Source organism: Saccharothrix mutabilis subsp. mutabilis (assembly GCF_039521145.1).
Lineage (GTDB): Bacteria > Actinomycetota > Actinomycetes > Mycobacteriales > Pseudonocardiaceae > Actinosynnema > Actinosynnema mutabilis.
The window spans coordinates 190,176-206,122 of the sequence record NZ_BAAABU010000005.1 but is presented as its reverse complement, the minus strand read 5'-3'; the positions used below and the strand labels follow the sequence as shown (position 1 = coordinate 206,122).

At 71.9% G+C, this 15,947-nt stretch carries 10 protein-coding genes; 9 read left to right on the top strand and 1 reads right to left on the bottom strand.

The window, feature by feature from the left end; genetic code table 11:
- Positions 1-99: 99 nt before the first annotated feature.
- Entirely contained in the window at positions 100-417 is a 318-nt protein-coding gene (locus ABD126_RS14960; RefSeq protein ID WP_343934412.1) for a hypothetical protein, read from the bottom strand.
- Positions 418-579: 162 nt separating this feature from the next.
- On the opposite strand from ABD126_RS14960, the gene ABD126_RS14955 reads away from it, so the two are divergent.
- The 9 genes from ABD126_RS14955 to ABD126_RS14915 all read left to right on the top strand — a co-directional run bounded on the left by ABD126_RS14955 (position 580) and on the right by ABD126_RS14915 (position 15,673).
- Positions 580-1,440 (top strand): helix-turn-helix domain-containing protein, encoded by an 861-nt coding sequence (locus tag ABD126_RS14955; RefSeq protein ID WP_343934411.1) that lies wholly within the window; start codon positions 580-582, stop codon positions 1,438-1,440.
- Between the two features lie 4 nt (positions 1,441-1,444).
- Positions 1,445-1,636, top strand: coding sequence for a DUF397 domain-containing protein (locus ABD126_RS14950; RefSeq protein WP_343934410.1), 192 nt, complete (start codon positions 1,445-1,447; stop codon positions 1,634-1,636).
- A gap of 260 nt (positions 1,637-1,896) precedes the next feature.
- Positions 1,897-2,547 (top strand): DedA family protein, encoded by a 651-nt coding sequence (locus ABD126_RS14945; protein ID WP_343934409.1) that lies wholly within the window; start codon positions 1,897-1,899, stop codon positions 2,545-2,547.
- Between the two features lie 385 nt (positions 2,548-2,932).
- Positions 2,933-5,788, top strand: coding sequence for an AfsR/SARP family transcriptional regulator (locus ABD126_RS14940; protein WP_343934408.1), 2,856 nt, complete (start codon positions 2,933-2,935; stop codon positions 5,786-5,788).
- A gap of 746 nt (positions 5,789-6,534) precedes the next feature.
- Positions 6,535-8,844 carry a chitinase C-terminal domain-containing protein gene (locus tag ABD126_RS14935; RefSeq protein ID WP_343934407.1) on the top strand — a complete coding sequence of 770 codons (2,310 nt, stop codon included), beginning with the start codon at positions 6,535-6,537 and terminating at the stop codon, positions 8,842-8,844.
- A 184-nt stretch (positions 8,845-9,028) separates the two neighbouring features.
- Positions 9,029-9,217 carry a hypothetical protein gene (locus ABD126_RS14930; protein WP_343934406.1) on the top strand — a complete coding sequence of 63 codons (189 nt, stop codon included), beginning with the start codon at positions 9,029-9,031 and terminating at the stop codon, positions 9,215-9,217.
- An 11-nt stretch (positions 9,218-9,228) separates the two neighbouring features.
- Positions 9,229-12,207: a helix-turn-helix transcriptional regulator gene (locus ABD126_RS14925; protein WP_343934405.1), complete on the top strand. Its 2,979-nt coding sequence runs from the start codon at positions 9,229-9,231 to the stop codon at positions 12,205-12,207.
- Between the two features lie 201 nt (positions 12,208-12,408).
- On the top strand, positions 12,409-13,161 hold the full coding sequence (locus ABD126_RS14920) for an ABC transporter ATP-binding protein (protein ID WP_343934404.1): 753 nt from the start codon (positions 12,409-12,411) through the stop codon (positions 13,159-13,161).
- 4 nt (positions 13,162-13,165) lie between these two features.
- Positions 13,166-15,673, top strand: a complete 2,508-nt coding sequence (locus tag ABD126_RS14915; RefSeq protein WP_343934403.1) for an ABC transporter permease — start codon at positions 13,166-13,168, stop codon at positions 15,671-15,673.
- Positions 15,674-15,947 lie beyond the last annotated feature (274 nt).

Below are 15,947 nucleotides of genomic sequence, written 5' to 3'. Positions count from 1 at the left end.
GGGGTGCGGGGTCGGTTCCGCCGCGAGGTGCGGTCGGGCGGCGCTTGAGGGGGCTCGATCTTCGGGGGGAGGCGCGTCGCCCGACCTGGCTCGTGGGTGTCAGACGGCGCTGCGGACGTGGCGGTGCAGGCCCGGCGACTCCGCCGACACCGTCAACGCCAGTTGCGCGCCCAGGTAGGCGCGGCACGGCGAGGGCAGCCGCCGGCTGAACCGGCGCGTGCGGCAGGTGGGGCAGCGGCCGTGCTCGTCGGGGGTGTGCTCGTCCAGCAGCGCCTTCAAGGCGGTCACCACGCGGGGCAGTTCCGAGCGGGCCAGTTCCACGGCGGTGTCGTCGTCCGCGGTCGCCGACAGGCGCACCAGGGTGGCCAGGTGCTCGTGCAGCGACTTGTCGAGCTGGCTGAAGACCGTCGTGGACATCTTCAGCGCTCCTTCCGGGCCTCGCGTGGTGGGTGTCCGGGGAGCAGCCTGCTTGCGGCGACCGGCGGTCTGCAAGTTGCACTACACGAATGGATGACGTCTCTTTGCTCCGTGCGCAGGCGGCCACACACTTCCGTGGGGACCACACGAGGAGGTGTGCCGATGGCACGCGGCGGCAGCCCGACGCTGCGCAAGCGCCGACTGGTCAGCGAACTGCGCAGGCTCCGGGAAGCCGCGTCGCTCACCATCGAGGAGGTCGGCGAGCGCCTGGAGTGCTCCGCGTCCAAGATCAGCCGCATCGAGACCGGCCGCGTCGGCGTGACGCCGCGCGACGTCCGGGACATGCTCGGCGCGTACGGCGCGGACCCGGCCACGCTGGAGGAGCTGGTCCAGCTCGCGCGCGAGGCCCGGCGCAAGGCGTGGTGGGACGAGTTCGGCGACATCGTGCCCGGCCGCTACATCGGGTTCGAGGCCGACGCCGACACGGTCCGCACCTACCAGGGCCTGATGATCCCCGGCCTGCTCCAGCACGAGGCCTACACCCGCGCGCTGATCGCCGACGTGCTGCCCGACGCCCCGCCCGGCGAGGTGGACCGCCGCGTCGCGCTGCGCAAGGCCCGCCAGGCGCTGTTGCACGGCGAGGACCCGCTCACCCTGCACGTCGTGATCGACGAGGCCGCGTTGCGCCGGCTCGTCGGCGGCGCGGACGTGATGGGCGCACAATTGCGGAAACTGGGTGAAGTCGGGCGGCTGGAAAACGTCACCCTGCAGGTGGCGCCATTCCGTTGCGGCGGTCACGCTGCGCTCGACGGGCCGTTCGTCATCCTGACATTTCCCGGGGACTCCGATCCCGACGTGGTATACATCGAAAGCCCGCGCAGTGACGTCTACCTGGAACAGCCGTCCGATGTCGCGAGGTACTCCGACATGTTCGCGCGACTGGCTTCGGCGTCCCTGGGCACGGCGGAGTCGGCGGCCTTCATCGAGCGGGTCGCCCGCGAACTCTCCGCCGACCGGGAGTGACCACATGCAGCAGGAATGGCGCAAGAGCAAGCGTTCGTCCGCCTCCGGGCCGGAGTGCGTGGAAATCGCGTTGAACGGCGCGGGCGCCGCCGTGCGCGATTCGAAGAACCGCGGCGCCGGCGCGCTGAGCTTCGGTTCGACGCAGTGGTGGCGGTTCGTCGAGGTGGCCAAGAGAGGCCGTTACGACGAGCGCTGAGCGGCGCGCGGGGGCGGATCCCGTTCGGGGTCCGCCCCTGACTTTGGTCAAGGGGACCCGTACGACCGTGGTCTGACGGGCGGTAGACCAGGGTCCGATGTGCCGGCTCCAACCGATCCGGTGAACTGTTCGCCCGACAGGGTGGTGGAGTCGGGTCGGGTCTTGCGCTCGCCGGTGTTCACCTCCACGGCGTTGGCCGCGTTCACCCGATCGGGCAAGATCTGCGCGGTTGTGGGTTGAAGCACCTTGGGGGAGAAGACATGGCGTTGCTGACCGACGCGTTGGAAGGGCTGGCGGGGCTGCCGCAGCCGGCGGTGCTGGCGGTGACCGGCGCGTTGACGTTGGCCGAGTGCACGCTGGGGGTCGGGTTCATCGCGCCCGGGGAGAGCGCGTTGCTGCTGGCGTCCACGACGGTGACCAGCGTGCCGCGGTTCCTGGTGATGTGGCTGGTGGTGTCGGTGTGCGCGGTGGTGGGCGACAGCATCGGCTACTACCTGGGCCGGCGGTACGGCGACCGGCTGCGGGAGAGCGGCGTGGTCCGCAAGATCGGGCAGGAGCACTGGGACAAGGCCGGTGAGCTGCTGCGGCGGCGCGGGGCGTGGGCGGTGTTCTTCGCGCGGTTCATGCCGGTGGTGCGGACCCTGGTGCCCGCGTCGGCGGGGGCGTCGAAGCTGGAGTACCGGCGGTTCCTGCCGGCGTCGATCGCGGGCGCGGTGTGCTGGTCGGCGCTGCACATCGGGATCGGCTCGGCGGCGGGGGCGTCGGCGAAGTACATCGAGTCGGTGTTCAACGGCGTGATGTGGGTCTTGATGGGGTTGGCGGTGGTGGTCGGCGTGGTCGTGGTCCTGCGCAAGCGCCGCAAGGCCGCCGCCGGTGCCGCGGGGGCCAGGGAGCTGGAAGAGGTCGCCTGACCCGGGCGCCGACATGGTCGAAGGGGCCGCGGCCGGGGGTTCGGGTCCCGGGCGCGGCCCCTTCCACTGGGGGAGGGCAAGGACGAGAGCCACCCCCTACCGGATGGCACCGCCCATGGGAACGTTCGAGGGACGAGGGCGGGCCGGCGTTCCGCCGCCGCGGGCTGGATGCCCCTTGCACGCCGGCCGGCCCTCGTCGTTCTCGGAGAGCAGCGGGTGTTCCGCTGTCTGGCCCAACCTTCCCCACCGGGGTTCGCCCTGTGTGGTTGGTCGGACACGCATAGCGTAAGAATGCGGTCTACAGCGCGACTGGAGTCGTACTGAAGTGATCTCCTAGGCTCGTCGTGAGCTGGTGAGCTAGAGCCCTTCGGCGAAGGATCGGTCGGTGGAGTACGACGGCGGGGAGCCCTTGCGGTTCGAGGTGCTCGGCCTGCTCCGGGTTTTGCGCGGCGGCCGGGAAGTCGACCTGGGCGCCGCCAAGCAGCGCGCGGTGCTCGCGGTGCTGCTGCTGGCCCGCAACACGCCGGTCAGCCGGGACCACATCATCGAGGCCGTGTGGGGTGACGCCACCCCGAGCAGCGCGGTCAACCTCGTGCAGACCTACGTGGCCGGCCTGCGGCGCGCCCTGGAACCCAGCCGCGCCCGCCGCGCCCCCGCCGAGACGCTGACCTCCGTCGGTGACGGCTACCTGCTGCGCGTCGACCCGTCGGCGGTGGACCTGGACGCGTTCGAACGCGGTGTCGCCGCCGCCGGCCGACTGCGGTCCACCGGCGACCTCGAAGCCGCCGCCCGCGTGCTGGACGAGGTGCTGGCGCTGTGGCGCGGCGAACCGCTCGGCGGCGTCACGGGCCTGTTCGCCGAGGTCGAACGGGGTCGGCTGGGCGAGCGCCGGTTGGCCGTGCTGGAGGAGCGGGCCGAGCTGCTGCTGCTCATCGGGCGCGGCTCGGAACTGGTGCAGGAGCTGACCGCGCTGGTCGCCGAGCACCCGCTGCGCGAACGCGTGCACGGCCTGCTGATGCGGTCGCTGTGCCAGGCGGGCCGGCAGGCCGAGGCGCTGGCCGTCTACCGCGAGGCGCGCCGGGTGCTGGTGGAGGAGCTGGGCGTCGAACCCGGCCCCGAGCTGCGCCGGCTCCAGCAAGCGGTGCTCGCCGGGGAGAACCCCGAGCCCGAACGCCCCACCCGGCCGATGGTCATCCCGCCGCAGCCCGCCGAACCGGCCCTGCCGACCACCCCGGCCCAGCTGCCGCGCGCTCCCGTCTCCCTGATCGGCCGCGACGCCGAGCTGGCCAAGCTCGACGGCCTGCTGGCCGCGCACCCGTCCGGCGGGCTGGTGCTGGTGGTGACCGGCCCGGCGGGCGTCGGCAAGACCGCTCTGGCCCTGCACTGGGCGCACCGCGTGCGCGAGGAGTTCCCCGGCGGGCAGCTCTACATCGACCTGCACGGCTACGACCCGAACCAGGAGCCGCTGGGCGCGGGCGAGGTGCTCAACCGGTTCCTGCGCACGCTCGGCGTCCCGTCGGCGGACATCCCGGTCACCGTGGAGGAGCGGTCGGCGCTGTTCCGCACGCTCGTCGCCGACCGGCGGATGGTGGTGATGCTGGACAACGCCCGCGGTTCGACCGAGCTGATGGCGTTGCTGCCGGGTTCGCCGTCGTGCGTCGTGGTGACGTCCCGGCGGCGGCTGGTCGGCCTGGTCGCGCACGCCGAGGCCAAGCTGGTCGAACTGGACATGCTCGACACCGACGCGGCCGTCGAGGTCCTGGGCCGGGTCGCGGGCCGCGACGGCGCGGAGGTCGGCGCGCTGCGACGCCTGGCGGTGCTGTGCGACGGCCTGCCGCTGGCCCTGCGCATCGCCGCCGCCCGCCTGGCGGTGTCCCCGTCGCTGCGCGCGGCCGAACTGGTCGCCGAACTCGACGACGAACACGGCCGGCTGGCCGCGCTGGGCCTGGAAGACGAGGACTCGACCGTCCGGGCCGCCCTGGACGCCTCCCGCCGCGCCCTGTCCCCGTTGCCGGCGCGGTTGCTGGCGCTGCTGGGCCTGCACCCGGGTCCGGACGTGACGGCCCAGGTCGTGGCCGCGATGGGGCGGGTCCGGGTGTCCGAGGCGCAGCGCGCGCTGGACGCGTTGACCGCCGCGAACCTGTTGTCGGTGAACGAGAACGGCCGCTACGGCGCGCACGACCTGGTCCGCGTCTACACCCGGACGCTGGCCGCCGAGCTGGCTCCCGAGGAGCGGCACGAGGCGACCAGCCGGATGCTGGACTTCTACCTGCACTGCGCGGACCTGGCCGACGGCCTGCTGCCCGTGGGCCGGGGTTCGGTGCGGGTCGCGCCGAAACTGGTGCCGCTGGAGGTGCCGCGCCTGACCGGTTCCGGCGACGCCATCGCGTGGCTGGACGCCGAGCAGGGCAACATCATCGCGGCGGCCGAACTGGCGGGCGAGGGCACGGACCGGGCGTGGCTGGTGCACGCGTGGCAGCTGCCGTACACGTTGTCGCGGTTCTTCTGGCTGCGGACGGACCGTTCGACGTGGCTGCGGACCACCGAGGCGGCGATGCGGGCGGCGACGTCGCTGGGCGACCCCGAGGCCCGGTTCGTGACGCTGTTCAACCTGGGCGTGGCGCTCAACCAGTTCCACCGGACCGACGAGGCGTTGGAGCGGTTGCGCGAGGCGCTGGAGGTCGCGCGGGGCAGCGGGGACGTCAGCGCCCAGGCGAGGGCGTTGACGACGGTCGCGGACATGCTGCACGGGTTGGGGCGGCTGGACGAGTCGGAACGGTTCTACCGGGAGGCGCTGGAGGTTTCCCGGACAGCCGGCGCGCGCTGGGCGGAGGCGACGGCCCACCACAACCTGGGGTTGCTGTACCTGTCGAAGCGCCGGTACGACGAGGCGAAGAAGTGGCTGCGGGCGGCGGTCGACATGTACCGCGAGGTGGGGGAGCAGTGCGGTGAGTCGACGTGCCACGTCGACTTGGCGGCGGTGTTGATGGAGTCTGGCGAGTTGTCGGACGCGGTGTCGTCGGCGAGGACGGCGTTGTCGATCGCTTCGGCGGCGATGAGCCCGTACCACCAGGCGTTGGCGCACGACCGGTTGGCGACGGTGTTCGACCGGCAGGGGATGGCCGGGGCGTTGGCGCATTGGCAGCGGGCGCTGGCCCTGTTCACGGAGTTGAACGCGCCTGAGGCGGACCGGGTGCGGGCACATCTGGCGCGAACCCGGTCAACCGCTCCCGCGACCTGAGCGAACTGACCAAAACGCCCCACAATCGCTTTTAGAAGGGCTGCCAAGCCAAGGAAGGGCCTCGGTTCGTTCCCCGTACGGCCTGGGCGCAGCCCAACCGCGCTTGGGTCTTGTTTGCAACCACGCTTCACCGGTTGCGAACAAGACCCAAGGGTGGTTGCCTCCGGCAGGCCGTACGGGGAACGAACCGACGCCCTTCCACCCCCGGGGGCCTGCCGCGCGGCGAGCGCCGCTTTTCGCTTTTCGCTTTGATCTTTCGAGCGCTCCGCGCGTTCAAGCGCGAAGCGCGCTCGGCTTGAGAGCGCGGAGCGCGTCTGCTCGAAAAGCTTGAAAAGCTTAAAAGAGCCTCGCCGGCGGGCAGGCCGCCAAAGATGACACAAAAGCAAAAGAAAGGGCGGGGGCTTCTTGCTTGTGCCATCTCCGTATGGCCTGGCGGAGCCAACCACACTTTTGGTCGGGTGCCGCTAAATTTTTTGCTCGTTCCTCACAAAAAATTCGGCCGCACCCGACCAAAAGTGTGGTAGCCCTTCGGGCAGGCCATGCGGAGATGACACAAGCAAGAAGCCCGGGTTGGGGTGTGACCTCGCGAGGCCCCGCGGCGCGCTGCGCGCGTTGTGGTCGCGCTCTCATGAGGGGCTGGAGCGGTTGAGTGGTCCAGACCTATTGACAGAGTGGTCCAGACCTATTTACGTTTCGTTCGCTCCACTCTGCGTTGAGGCCGCCGCCTGGTGCAGGAGGTACGGTCAGTGCCCAGAAAGCTGTTGCCGCTGTTGGCATCCCTCGCCACGGCGGCCGGACTCGCCCTTGTCGGGCTGTCCCCCGCGTCCAATGCCGCCACGGGTGACGAGTGCCGTCCTGACGGCCTCTACCAGACCCCCGGCGTCGCCGTCCCCTACTGCTCGGTCTACGACACCAACGGCCGCGAGTCCCTCGGGTCCGCCCACTCCCGGCGGGTGATCGGGTACTTCACGAGTTGGCGCACCGGCAAGAACGGCGCGCCCGCCTACCTCGCGTCCGACATCCCGTGGACGAAGGTCACGCACCTCAACTACGCCTTCGCCCACATCGACGGGTCCAACAAGGTCTCCGTGGGTCCCGACGGCCCCGACAACGCCTCCACCGGCATGACGTGGCCCGGTGTCGAACTCGACCCCTCCCTGCCCTACAAGGGCCACTTCAACCTGCTCAACAAGTACAAGAAGCAGTACCCCAACGTGAAGACCATGGTCTCCGTGGGCGGTTGGGCGGAGACCGGCGGTTACTTCGCGGCCGACGGGTCCCGGGTCGCCTCCGGCGGCTTCTACAAGCTCGGCCAGTCGCAGGCCGCCGTCGACACGTTCGCGGACAGCGCGGTCGAGTTCATCCGCAAGTACGGCTTCAACGGCGTCGACATCGACTACGAGTACGCCACCTCGAACAACCACGCGGGCAACCCCGACGACTTCTGGATCTCCAACGCCAACCGCGGCACGCTGTGGGCCGGCTACGAGCGGATCATGAAGACGTTGCGCGAGAAGCTCGACCGGGCCTCCGCCGCCGACGGCAAGCACTACCTGCTCACCGCGGCCGTCCCCGCGTCGGGCTGGCTGCTGCGCGGCCAGGAGGCCTACCAGGTCACCCGGTACCTGGACTACGTCAACATCATGTCCTACGACCTGCACGGCTCGTGGAACCACTTCGTCGGCCCCAACGCCTCGCTCTACGACGACGGCAAGGACGGCGAGCTCGCGGCCGGCGGCGTCTACACCGCCCCGCAGTACGAGGGCATGGGCTACCTGAACACCGACTGGGCCTACCACTACTTCCGCGGCGCGATGCAGGCCGGCCGGATCAACATCGGCGTCCCCTTCTACACGCGCGGCTGGCAGGGCGTCACCGGCGGCACCAACGGCCTGTGGGGCAAGGCGGCGCTGCCCGACCAGACCAAGTGCCCGCCCGGCACCGGGTCCAGCGTCGGCTCGACCACCCCGTGCGGCAACGGCGCGCTGGGCATCGACAACCTGTGGCACGACCTGTCGACGTCCGGCGCGGAGGTCCCGGCGGGCGCGAACCCGATGTGGCACGCCAAGAACCTGGAGAACGAGATCACGCCGGACTACCTGGCCTCCTACGGCCTGGACCCGGCCAACGACCCGACCGACCGCGTCTCCGGCAACTACGTCCGCTACTACGACAACACCCTCACCGCGCCCTGGCTGTGGAACGCCGACAAGAAGGTGTTCCTGTCCACCGAGGACGAGCAGTCCCTCGCGGCCAAGGCGAAGTACGTGGCGGACAAGGGCATCGGCGGCATCATGATCTGGGAGCTGGCCGGCGACTACCGGTTCGACTCCGCCAAGGGCCAGTACACGATCGGCGACACCCTGCTCACCACGATCAACAACGGCCTGCGCGGCGCGGCCCCGTACGGCGCGCAGAAGGCCGCGGGCACCCCGCCCACCGAGGTGCTCAACGTGTCGGCCACCGTCTCCGGGTTCGCGCTCGGCGACAACAACTACCCGATCACGCCCAAGCTGAAGATCACCAACAACTCGACCACCACCCTCCCGGGCGGCACGAAGATCGAGTTCGACTACGGCACCAGCGCCCCGGGCAGCATGTCCGACCAGTCCGGGTTCGGCCTGCGGGTCACCGCCAAGGGCCACACCGGCGGCAACGTCGGCGGCATCAAGGGCGACTTCCAGCACGTCGAGCTGGCCCTGCCGAGCTGGCAGTCGCTGGCGCCGGGCGCGAGCGTGGAGGTGGCGCTGAGCTACCAGCTGCCGATCGCCTCGCCGTCGAACTTCAAGCTGACCTTCGGCGGCAAGTCCTACGCCATCGCCTCCGACCACCCGCGCGGCGGCACCACCACCCCGCCGACCTCGACCACCACCACCACGACCACCTCGCAGGACCCGGTGTGCACCGCGCCGGCCTGGGAGCGGACGAAGGTCTACAACGGCGGCAACGAGGTCTCCCACCGCGGGAAGCGCTGGCAGGCGAAGTGGTGGACCCAGGGCGACGAGCCCGGGACCACCGGCGAGTGGGGCGTCTGGAAGGACCTCGGGGCCTGCTGAGGGGCGCCTGAGGCCCGCTGAGGGCATCCCTTACCCGCCGTCTGACCCCCCTTACGGCGGCGGGTAAGGGCACCAACGTCGGAACCCACGTGAACACCCGATGCCGGGGGCGCCACCTCAGGACGAATCTTCGAGTCACACCGGGACGGAACAAGCCGGACCGGGAGACAAGGAGAACGTCATCGTGGAATGGACCCCGGAGGCCATCAAGGCGGAGGTCGACTACCGGCAGGCGGCGCTGCGCGCGGACGCGGCACACGCCCGTCTCGCCAGGTCGAACTCCGCTCCGAAGCGCTCGTGGTGGCGCAGGTTGGGCCACCGGCCCCGCCCGGAGATCCCCGTACAGCGAAATGGCCGGCTCGACGCTGCCTGAGGTGTGCGAACATGCACCCCGTGGCACGCCTCGGTTCCGGAATCCCCTTGGTGGCGCGTAGCCGGGAGATGACCAGGCTGCGCGCCGCCCTCGACGAAGCCGCCGCCGGCCAGGCCGGCGCGGTCCTGCTGGCCGGCGACGCGGGCGTCGGCAAGACGCGGCTGGTGGACGAGCTGGCCGCCTCTGCCGGTGACGTGCTCGTGCTCACCGGCCGCTGCCTGGACGTCGGCGAGACCGGCCTCCCGTACCTGCCCTTCACCGAAGCGCTGGGGCAGGTGCGGGAGGCCGGTCTGCTCGACGTCTCCGCACGTCCCGCGCTCGGGCGCCTGCTGCCCGAGCTGGCCCTGCCGGTGTCCGCGCCCGGCGAGAACGGCCTGTCCGGGCTGCCCTCGCACCTGGTCGGCCGCCGCCCCGAGCAGGACGTCGGCCAGCTCCAGCTGTTCGACGCGGTCCACGGCCTGCTCGGCGAGCTGTCCGACGACCGGCCCGTGCTGCTCATCCTCGAAGACCTGCACTGGGCCGATGCCTCGACCCGGTACCTGCTGTCCTTCCTGCTCTCGCGGCTGCGGTCGCAGCGGCTGCTGGTCGTGGGCACCTACCGCTCCGACGACCTGCACCGCAGCCACCCGCTGCGCCCCCTGCTCAACGAACTGGTCCGGCTGCCCGCCGTGCAGCGCCTCGACCTCACCCCGCTCAGCGCGATCGACGCGCGGTCGTTCGTCGCCGCCCTGGCCGACGACCTGCCCGACGACGTGGTGCTGGAGGTCGCGGAGCGCTCCGACGGCAACCCGTTCTTCGCCGAGGAGCTGATCGCGGTCGCCGCGTGCGGCGCCGGCAGCATCCCCTGGACGCTGGCCGAGGTGCTGCTCGCCCGCATCGAGCGCCTCGCCCCCGACACCCAGCACGTCGTCCGCGTCGCGTCGGTCGGCGGCCGGTCCGTGCGGCACGACGCGCTGCGCGAGGTCGCCGGCATCGACGACCGCGCCCTGGACGAGGCGCTGCGCGAAGCCGTCCAGCACCACGTGCTGATCGTGAACCGCGACGAGGTCTACACCTTCCGGCACGCGCTGCTGCGCGAGGCCGTCTACGGCGACCTGCTGCCCGGCGAACGGGTGCGCCTGCACTCCGCGTACGCCGCGCGGTTCGCCGCGTCGTCGGACCGGGGCGCCGCCGCCGCGCTGGCCCACCACGCCCTGGAGAGCCACGACCTGCCCCGCGCGCTGCGCGCCTCGGTGGAGGCGGCGCAGGAGGCCAAGCGCGCCGGCGCGCCCGCGGAGGCGTTGCGGCACCTGGAGCAGGCGTTGAAGCTGTGGCAGGCGGTGCCCGCCGAGCAGCGGCCCGAGGGCGTGACGGAGGTCGGTCTGCTGCGCCGCGCGTCCTGGGTCGCCGGGACCGCCGGGCAGCCCGAGCGGGCCATCGCGTTCGCGCGCAGCGGCACGAAGCTGGTCGACGGCTCGGACCCGGAGGAGGCCGCCGAGATGTGGCGGCGCTTCGCCCAGGCGCTACAGGTGGTCGACGGCACCGAGAACGAGAAGTTCGCCGCGATCGAACAGGCGTGGGAACTGGTCCGCGACCGGCCCGCCAGCACGTCCCGCGCGTGGGTGCTCGCGGTGCTGGCGGCCTGCTGGCGGCACGAGCGCAAGTACGCGGAGGCGCGCGAGTTCGCCGAGCAGGCCGTGCGCGACGGGCGCGCGTCGGGCACCGAGTCCGCCGTGGCCGACGCCCTGGCCACGCTGGGCCTGCTGGACGAGGTGACCGACACCGAGTCGGCCCGCCGGCACCTCGAAGAGGCCGTGGCGTGCGCGATGGAGGTGGACGCGTACAGCACCGAGCTGCGCGCCCGCTACTTCCTGGGCCTGCACTACTACGACCGGGGCGCGCTGGTCGAGGCCGCGCGGGCGTTCGACGAGGGCATGGAACGCGCCAAGGCCACCGGCCTGACGTGGAGCGCCTACGGCCTGGAGCTGCGCATCCTCCAGGTCCTGACCCGCTACCACGTGGGCCGCTGGGACGACGCGGCGGTCGCCGCCGAACCGCCGGGCCTGCGCGTGTCCAGCACGGTCTCGGCGCGGCTCGCGGCGGCCGGCACGCACGTCGCGGTCAGCCGGGGCGAGTTCGGCCAGGCCGAGCGGCTGATCGGCGAGCTGCGCGCGGACTGGCACCGCGACCTCCAGATCGCCCTGATCACCGGCGGCACCGGCGCGGAGCTGGCGCTGTGGCGCGGCCAGCCGGAACTGGCCGTGGAACGGGCGCGCGACGCGATCGAGTGGACCCGGCGGGAGGGCGGCGAGTGGATCCTGGCCGGCATCCGCCTGGCCGCGCACGGCGTCGCCGGGTACGCCGAACTGGCCCAACGCGCCCGGCGGCGGCGCGACGCGGCGGGCGAGGAGGCGGCGGTCAAGGCCGGCGTCGAACTGGCCGAGTACGCCCGCACCACCGCCGAGATGGGCCTGCCGCGGACCGGGACGCTGGGGCCCGAGGGCGTGGCGTGGCTGGCGCGGGTCGTGGCGGAGGAGAGCCGGCTGACCGGTGTCGGCGACTGCGCGCTGTGGCGGCGGGCGGTGGACGCGTTCGGCTACGGGTCGGTGTTCGAGCAGGCGGTGTGCCGGTGGCGGCTGGCGGAGGCGTTGCTGGCCTCCGACCAGCGCGACCTGGCCGTGGCGGAGCTGCGGTCGGCCGACGAGGTGGCGACCGCGCTGGGTGCCGTGCCGCTGCGCGACGCGGTCGGCCTGGTCGCGCGCCGGGCCCGGGTGGCGCTGCACGCCGAGGCGGCGCGGTCGCGGGTGGACCCGTTCACGCCGCGCGAGCGGTCGGTGCTGGGGCTGGTGGCGCTGGGGCGGACCAACCGGGAGGTCGGCGAGGAGCTGTTCATCTCGGAGAAGACGGTCAGCGTGCACCTGACCCGGATCATGGCGAAGCTGGGCGCGAGCCGGCGGGCGGAGGCGGTGGCCATCGCCTTCGACCGCGGCCTGCTCGACCAACCGGGCTGACCGCGGTCTTGCACGGGCGGGCCGGGGGATCGTCCTTGAGTCGTTCACCCTCCTCCGCCCCGCCAAGGGGTCTGGTGATGCCGTGGGAGGAGCCGGGTCATCCTCTGGGTGGACCGGCGGTTCCGCCGGCGAGGTGACGACCGGGTACGGCGTGCGCCCCTAGCTTTTCCCTCGTCCGGGAGTCCTAGGGAATGAGGGAGCATGTCCGCACTGGTGTCCGACGTCGGGACCCGTACCGCTGTAGCCGCCGCGAACCTGGTGAAGGTCTACGGCAAGGGCGACACCGCTGTCCGGGCGCTGGACGGCGTGAGCGTCGCGTTCCAGGCCGGGAAGTTCACCGCCATCATGGGCCCGTCCGGGTCCGGCAAGTCGACGCTCATGCACTGCCTGGCCGGGCTGGACAACGTGGACGGCGGCGCGGTGCACATCGGCGGCACCGAGATCACCTCGTTGGGCGACAAGGACCTCACCAAGCTGCGCCGCGACCGCATCGGGTTCGTCTTCCAGGCGTTCAACCTGCTGCCCACGCTGACCGCCGAGGCGAACGTCCTGCTCGGCCTGGAACTGGCCGGCCGCAAGCCCGACCGCCAGTGGTTCGACCGGATCGTCGACGTGCTCGGCCTGCGCGACCGCCTCAAGCACAAGCCGACCGAGCTGTCCGGCGGCCAGCAGCAGCGCGTGGCCTGCGCGCGGGCGCTGGTGTCCAAGCCGGACGTCGTGTTCGCCGACGAGCCGACCGGCAACCTCGACTCCCGCTCCGGCGCGGAGGTGCTGGACTTCCTGCGGATGTCGGTGCGCCAGCTCGGCCAGACCGTGATCATGGTGACGCACGACCCGGTGGCCGCGTCCTACGCCGACCGCGTGGTGCTGCTGGCCGACGGCCGGCTCGCCGGCGAGATCGACAACCCGACCGCCGACTCCGTGCTGGCCGCGCTGAAGCACCTGGGGGCGTGACCTGATGCTGCGCACGATCATCGCGGGCCTCAAGGCCCGCACCGCGCGGCTCGTGCTGTCCTCGGTCGCGATCGCGCTCGGGGTCGCCTTCGTGACCGGCACGCTCGTCCTCGGCGACGCCATGAACGCGAGCATGCGGGACGAGTTCGCCAAGAGCGCCCGGGGCGTGGACGTCTCGGTGACGTTGAACGGCGCCACCGACAGCAAGGGCATCACGCCGGAGACCCTGGCGAAGATCCGCCAGACCCCGGGCGTCGCCGGCGCCGACCCGCGCGGGTACGCCTCCGTGCCGCTGATGACCAGCTCGGGCAAGGCCCGGCCGGCCATCGCGACCCCGTTGGCGGGCAACGACAAGCTGCGCGAGTTCGACCTGGCGAGCGGGCGCTACCCCGACCGGGCGAACGAGGTCGCGGTGGACGTCCGCACCGCCGACACCGCCAAGCTGTCGATCGGGCAGCCGGTGAAGCTGCTCGGCACGGACGACCAGACCCGCGAGTACACGCTGGTCGGCACCTACAAGCAGGGCGTCGGCGAGATGTCGATGGCCAGCGGTGACCACCTCGTGCTGACGCCGGACGCGTTCCAGGCGCTGGACCCCGAACGCCTGCCGTACCAGGTGGTCGCGGTCGCGGCGAACGGGTTCACCCAGCAACAGGTCGCCGACAACCTCAAGAAGTCGTTGGGGGAGAACGGCTTCGAGATCCAGACCGGTGAGCAGCTCACCGAGCGGACGTTGAAGCAGATCAGCTCGCAGGCCGCGGAGTTCACCGCGTTCCTGCTGGCGTTCGCGGTGATCGCGCTCGTCGTCGCGGCGATGGTCATCTACAACACGTTCACCATCCTGGTGGCGCAGCGCACGCGTGAGCTGGCGTTGATGCGGTGCGTCGGCGCGAGCCGCAAGCAGGTCTTCCGCGGCGTGCTGGCGGAGGCCGTGGTGATGGGCTTCGCCGCGTCCGTGCTGGGCCTGCTGGGCGGGCTCGGGGTGTCGGCGGCGCTACAGGTGGTGATCGGGTCGTTCGACGACCGCGGCGCGGACGTCGTGGTGCGCCTGCCGATCACCGTGACGACCGTGCTCGCCGCGTTCGGCGTGGGTGTCGTCGTGACCGTGCTGTCCGCGGTGCTGCCGGCGCGCAAGGCGACGCGGGTGCCGCCGGTGGCTGCGCTGCGCAGCCAGCCCGACAGCGGCGAGGAGGTGTCGCGCACCGGCAAGCTGCGGGTCCTGTCCGCCGGTCTGCTGGCCGTGCTCGGCGCGGTGGCGGTCGTGCTGGGCATGAAGCAGGAGAAGGAAGAGCCGGCCATGTTCATCAGCGGCGCGGGCACGATGGTGCTGCTGTTGGCCGTGCTGGTGCTCGGGCCGCTGCTGGTCGGGCCGGTGAACCGGGTGCTGGGCGCGGTGCCGAGGGCGATCTTCGGCGTGCCCGCCAAGCTGGCGTCGGCCAACGCCGGCCGCAACCCGAAGCGCACCGCCGCCACCACGGCCGCGCTGATGATCGGCGTGACGATCGTGGCGATGGTGACGGTGGTCGCCAACAGCGCGAAGCAGACCGCGAGCGAGCAGGTCGACCAGCGGCTTCCGGCGGACTACACGGTGACCTCGTCGGTCTACGACCGGCCGTTGCCGCCGGAGTTGGCCACCCGGCTGGCCGCCGTGCCGGAGGTCGCCAAGGTCGCGCCGACCAACCGCGTGAGCACGGTTGACGCGTACTTCACCGGTGTTTCCACCGACGCGCTGGGTGACCTGTTCCGGCCGAAGGTGGAAAGCGGTTCGCTGGGCGATCTGCGGGACGGCACGGTCGCCCTTCGGGCGGACTACGCGAAGGAACAGGGCCTTTCGGTCGGCTCCACGACGACTCTGAAGACCGAGGACGCCTCGGAGACCGTCAAGGTCGTGGCGATCGTTTCCGGTCAGCGGCTGGCCGACGGTGTGCTGACCCTGGGGACCGTGGCGAAGCTGTCGCCGGGCGTGGACGGCTACGACAGCATCATGGTCAAGCTCAAGCCGGGTGTGGCCAACGGCCGCGCGGCGGTGGAGAAGGTGACCGACGCGTCGCCGCTGGCGTTGATCGACTCGGCGGCGGAGACCAAGGCGCAGCTGAACAAGCAGCTCGACCAGGTGCTGGCGTTCGTGTGGGCGCTGATCGGCCTGGCCGTGGTGATCGCGTTGTTCGGCATCGCCAACACGTTGACGTTGTCGGTGCTGGAGCGGACGCGCGAGTCGGCGCTGCTGCGGGCGCTGGGCCTGACGCGGGGGCAGCTGCGGCTGATGCTGGTCGTGGAGTCGATCCTGATGGCGCTGATGGGGGCGGCGATCGGGCTGGTGCTCGGCGTCGGCTTCGGGTGGGTCATCACGACGGCGCTGTCGTCCGAGGCGGTGAAGCTGGCCTTCATCATCCCGTTCGGGCAGATCGGGGCGATGCTGGCGGCGGCGGTGGTGGCCGCGGTGGTGGCCGCCGCGATGCCCGCCCGCCGGGCGGCCCGGACCTCGGTGGTCGCGGGGATGGCCGAGGCGTGAGACGGCTCGGGCGCGCGTCGGGGTGCGCCTGAGCGAGCCCGGGGCGCGCATCGGGGTGCGCCTGGGGCAGGGGGTGGGAAGGCCCGTTCCGGGAGACCGGGGCGGGCCTTCTCCCGTGTGGCGGCACGTGGCTTGTGGCAGGGGTCACAAGATTTTCGGCGATGGCGCGTCACTTCTCGCGCCCCGTCCCCTCTAACCAGGTGCGGGGTGGCCCGGGCGAGGGCCGGGCCACCCCCGCCCTTCACCGCTCGTGGCACCGAGGTGACTTCCGGTG

Coding starts and splice junctions, on each gene's coding strand:
- ABD126_RS14945 (WP_343934409.1), top strand. CDS start 1,897: ATGGCGTTGCTGACCGACGCGTTGGAAGGGCTGGCGGGGCTGCCGCAG.
- ABD126_RS14920 (WP_343934404.1), top strand. CDS start 12,409: ATGTCCGCACTGGTGTCCGACGTCGGGACCCGTACCGCTGTAGCCGCC.
- ABD126_RS14960 (WP_343934412.1), bottom strand. CDS start 417: ATGTCCACGACGGTCTTCAGCCAGCTCGACAAGTCGCTGCACGAGCAC.
- ABD126_RS14915 (WP_343934403.1), top strand. CDS start 13,166: ATGCTGCGCACGATCATCGCGGGCCTCAAGGCCCGCACCGCGCGGCTC.
- ABD126_RS14955 (WP_343934411.1), top strand. CDS start 580: ATGGCACGCGGCGGCAGCCCGACGCTGCGCAAGCGCCGACTGGTCAGC.
- ABD126_RS14950 (WP_343934410.1), top strand. CDS start 1,445: ATGCAGCAGGAATGGCGCAAGAGCAAGCGTTCGTCCGCCTCCGGGCCG.
- ABD126_RS14925 (WP_343934405.1), top strand. CDS start 9,229: ATGCACCCCGTGGCACGCCTCGGTTCCGGAATCCCCTTGGTGGCGCGT.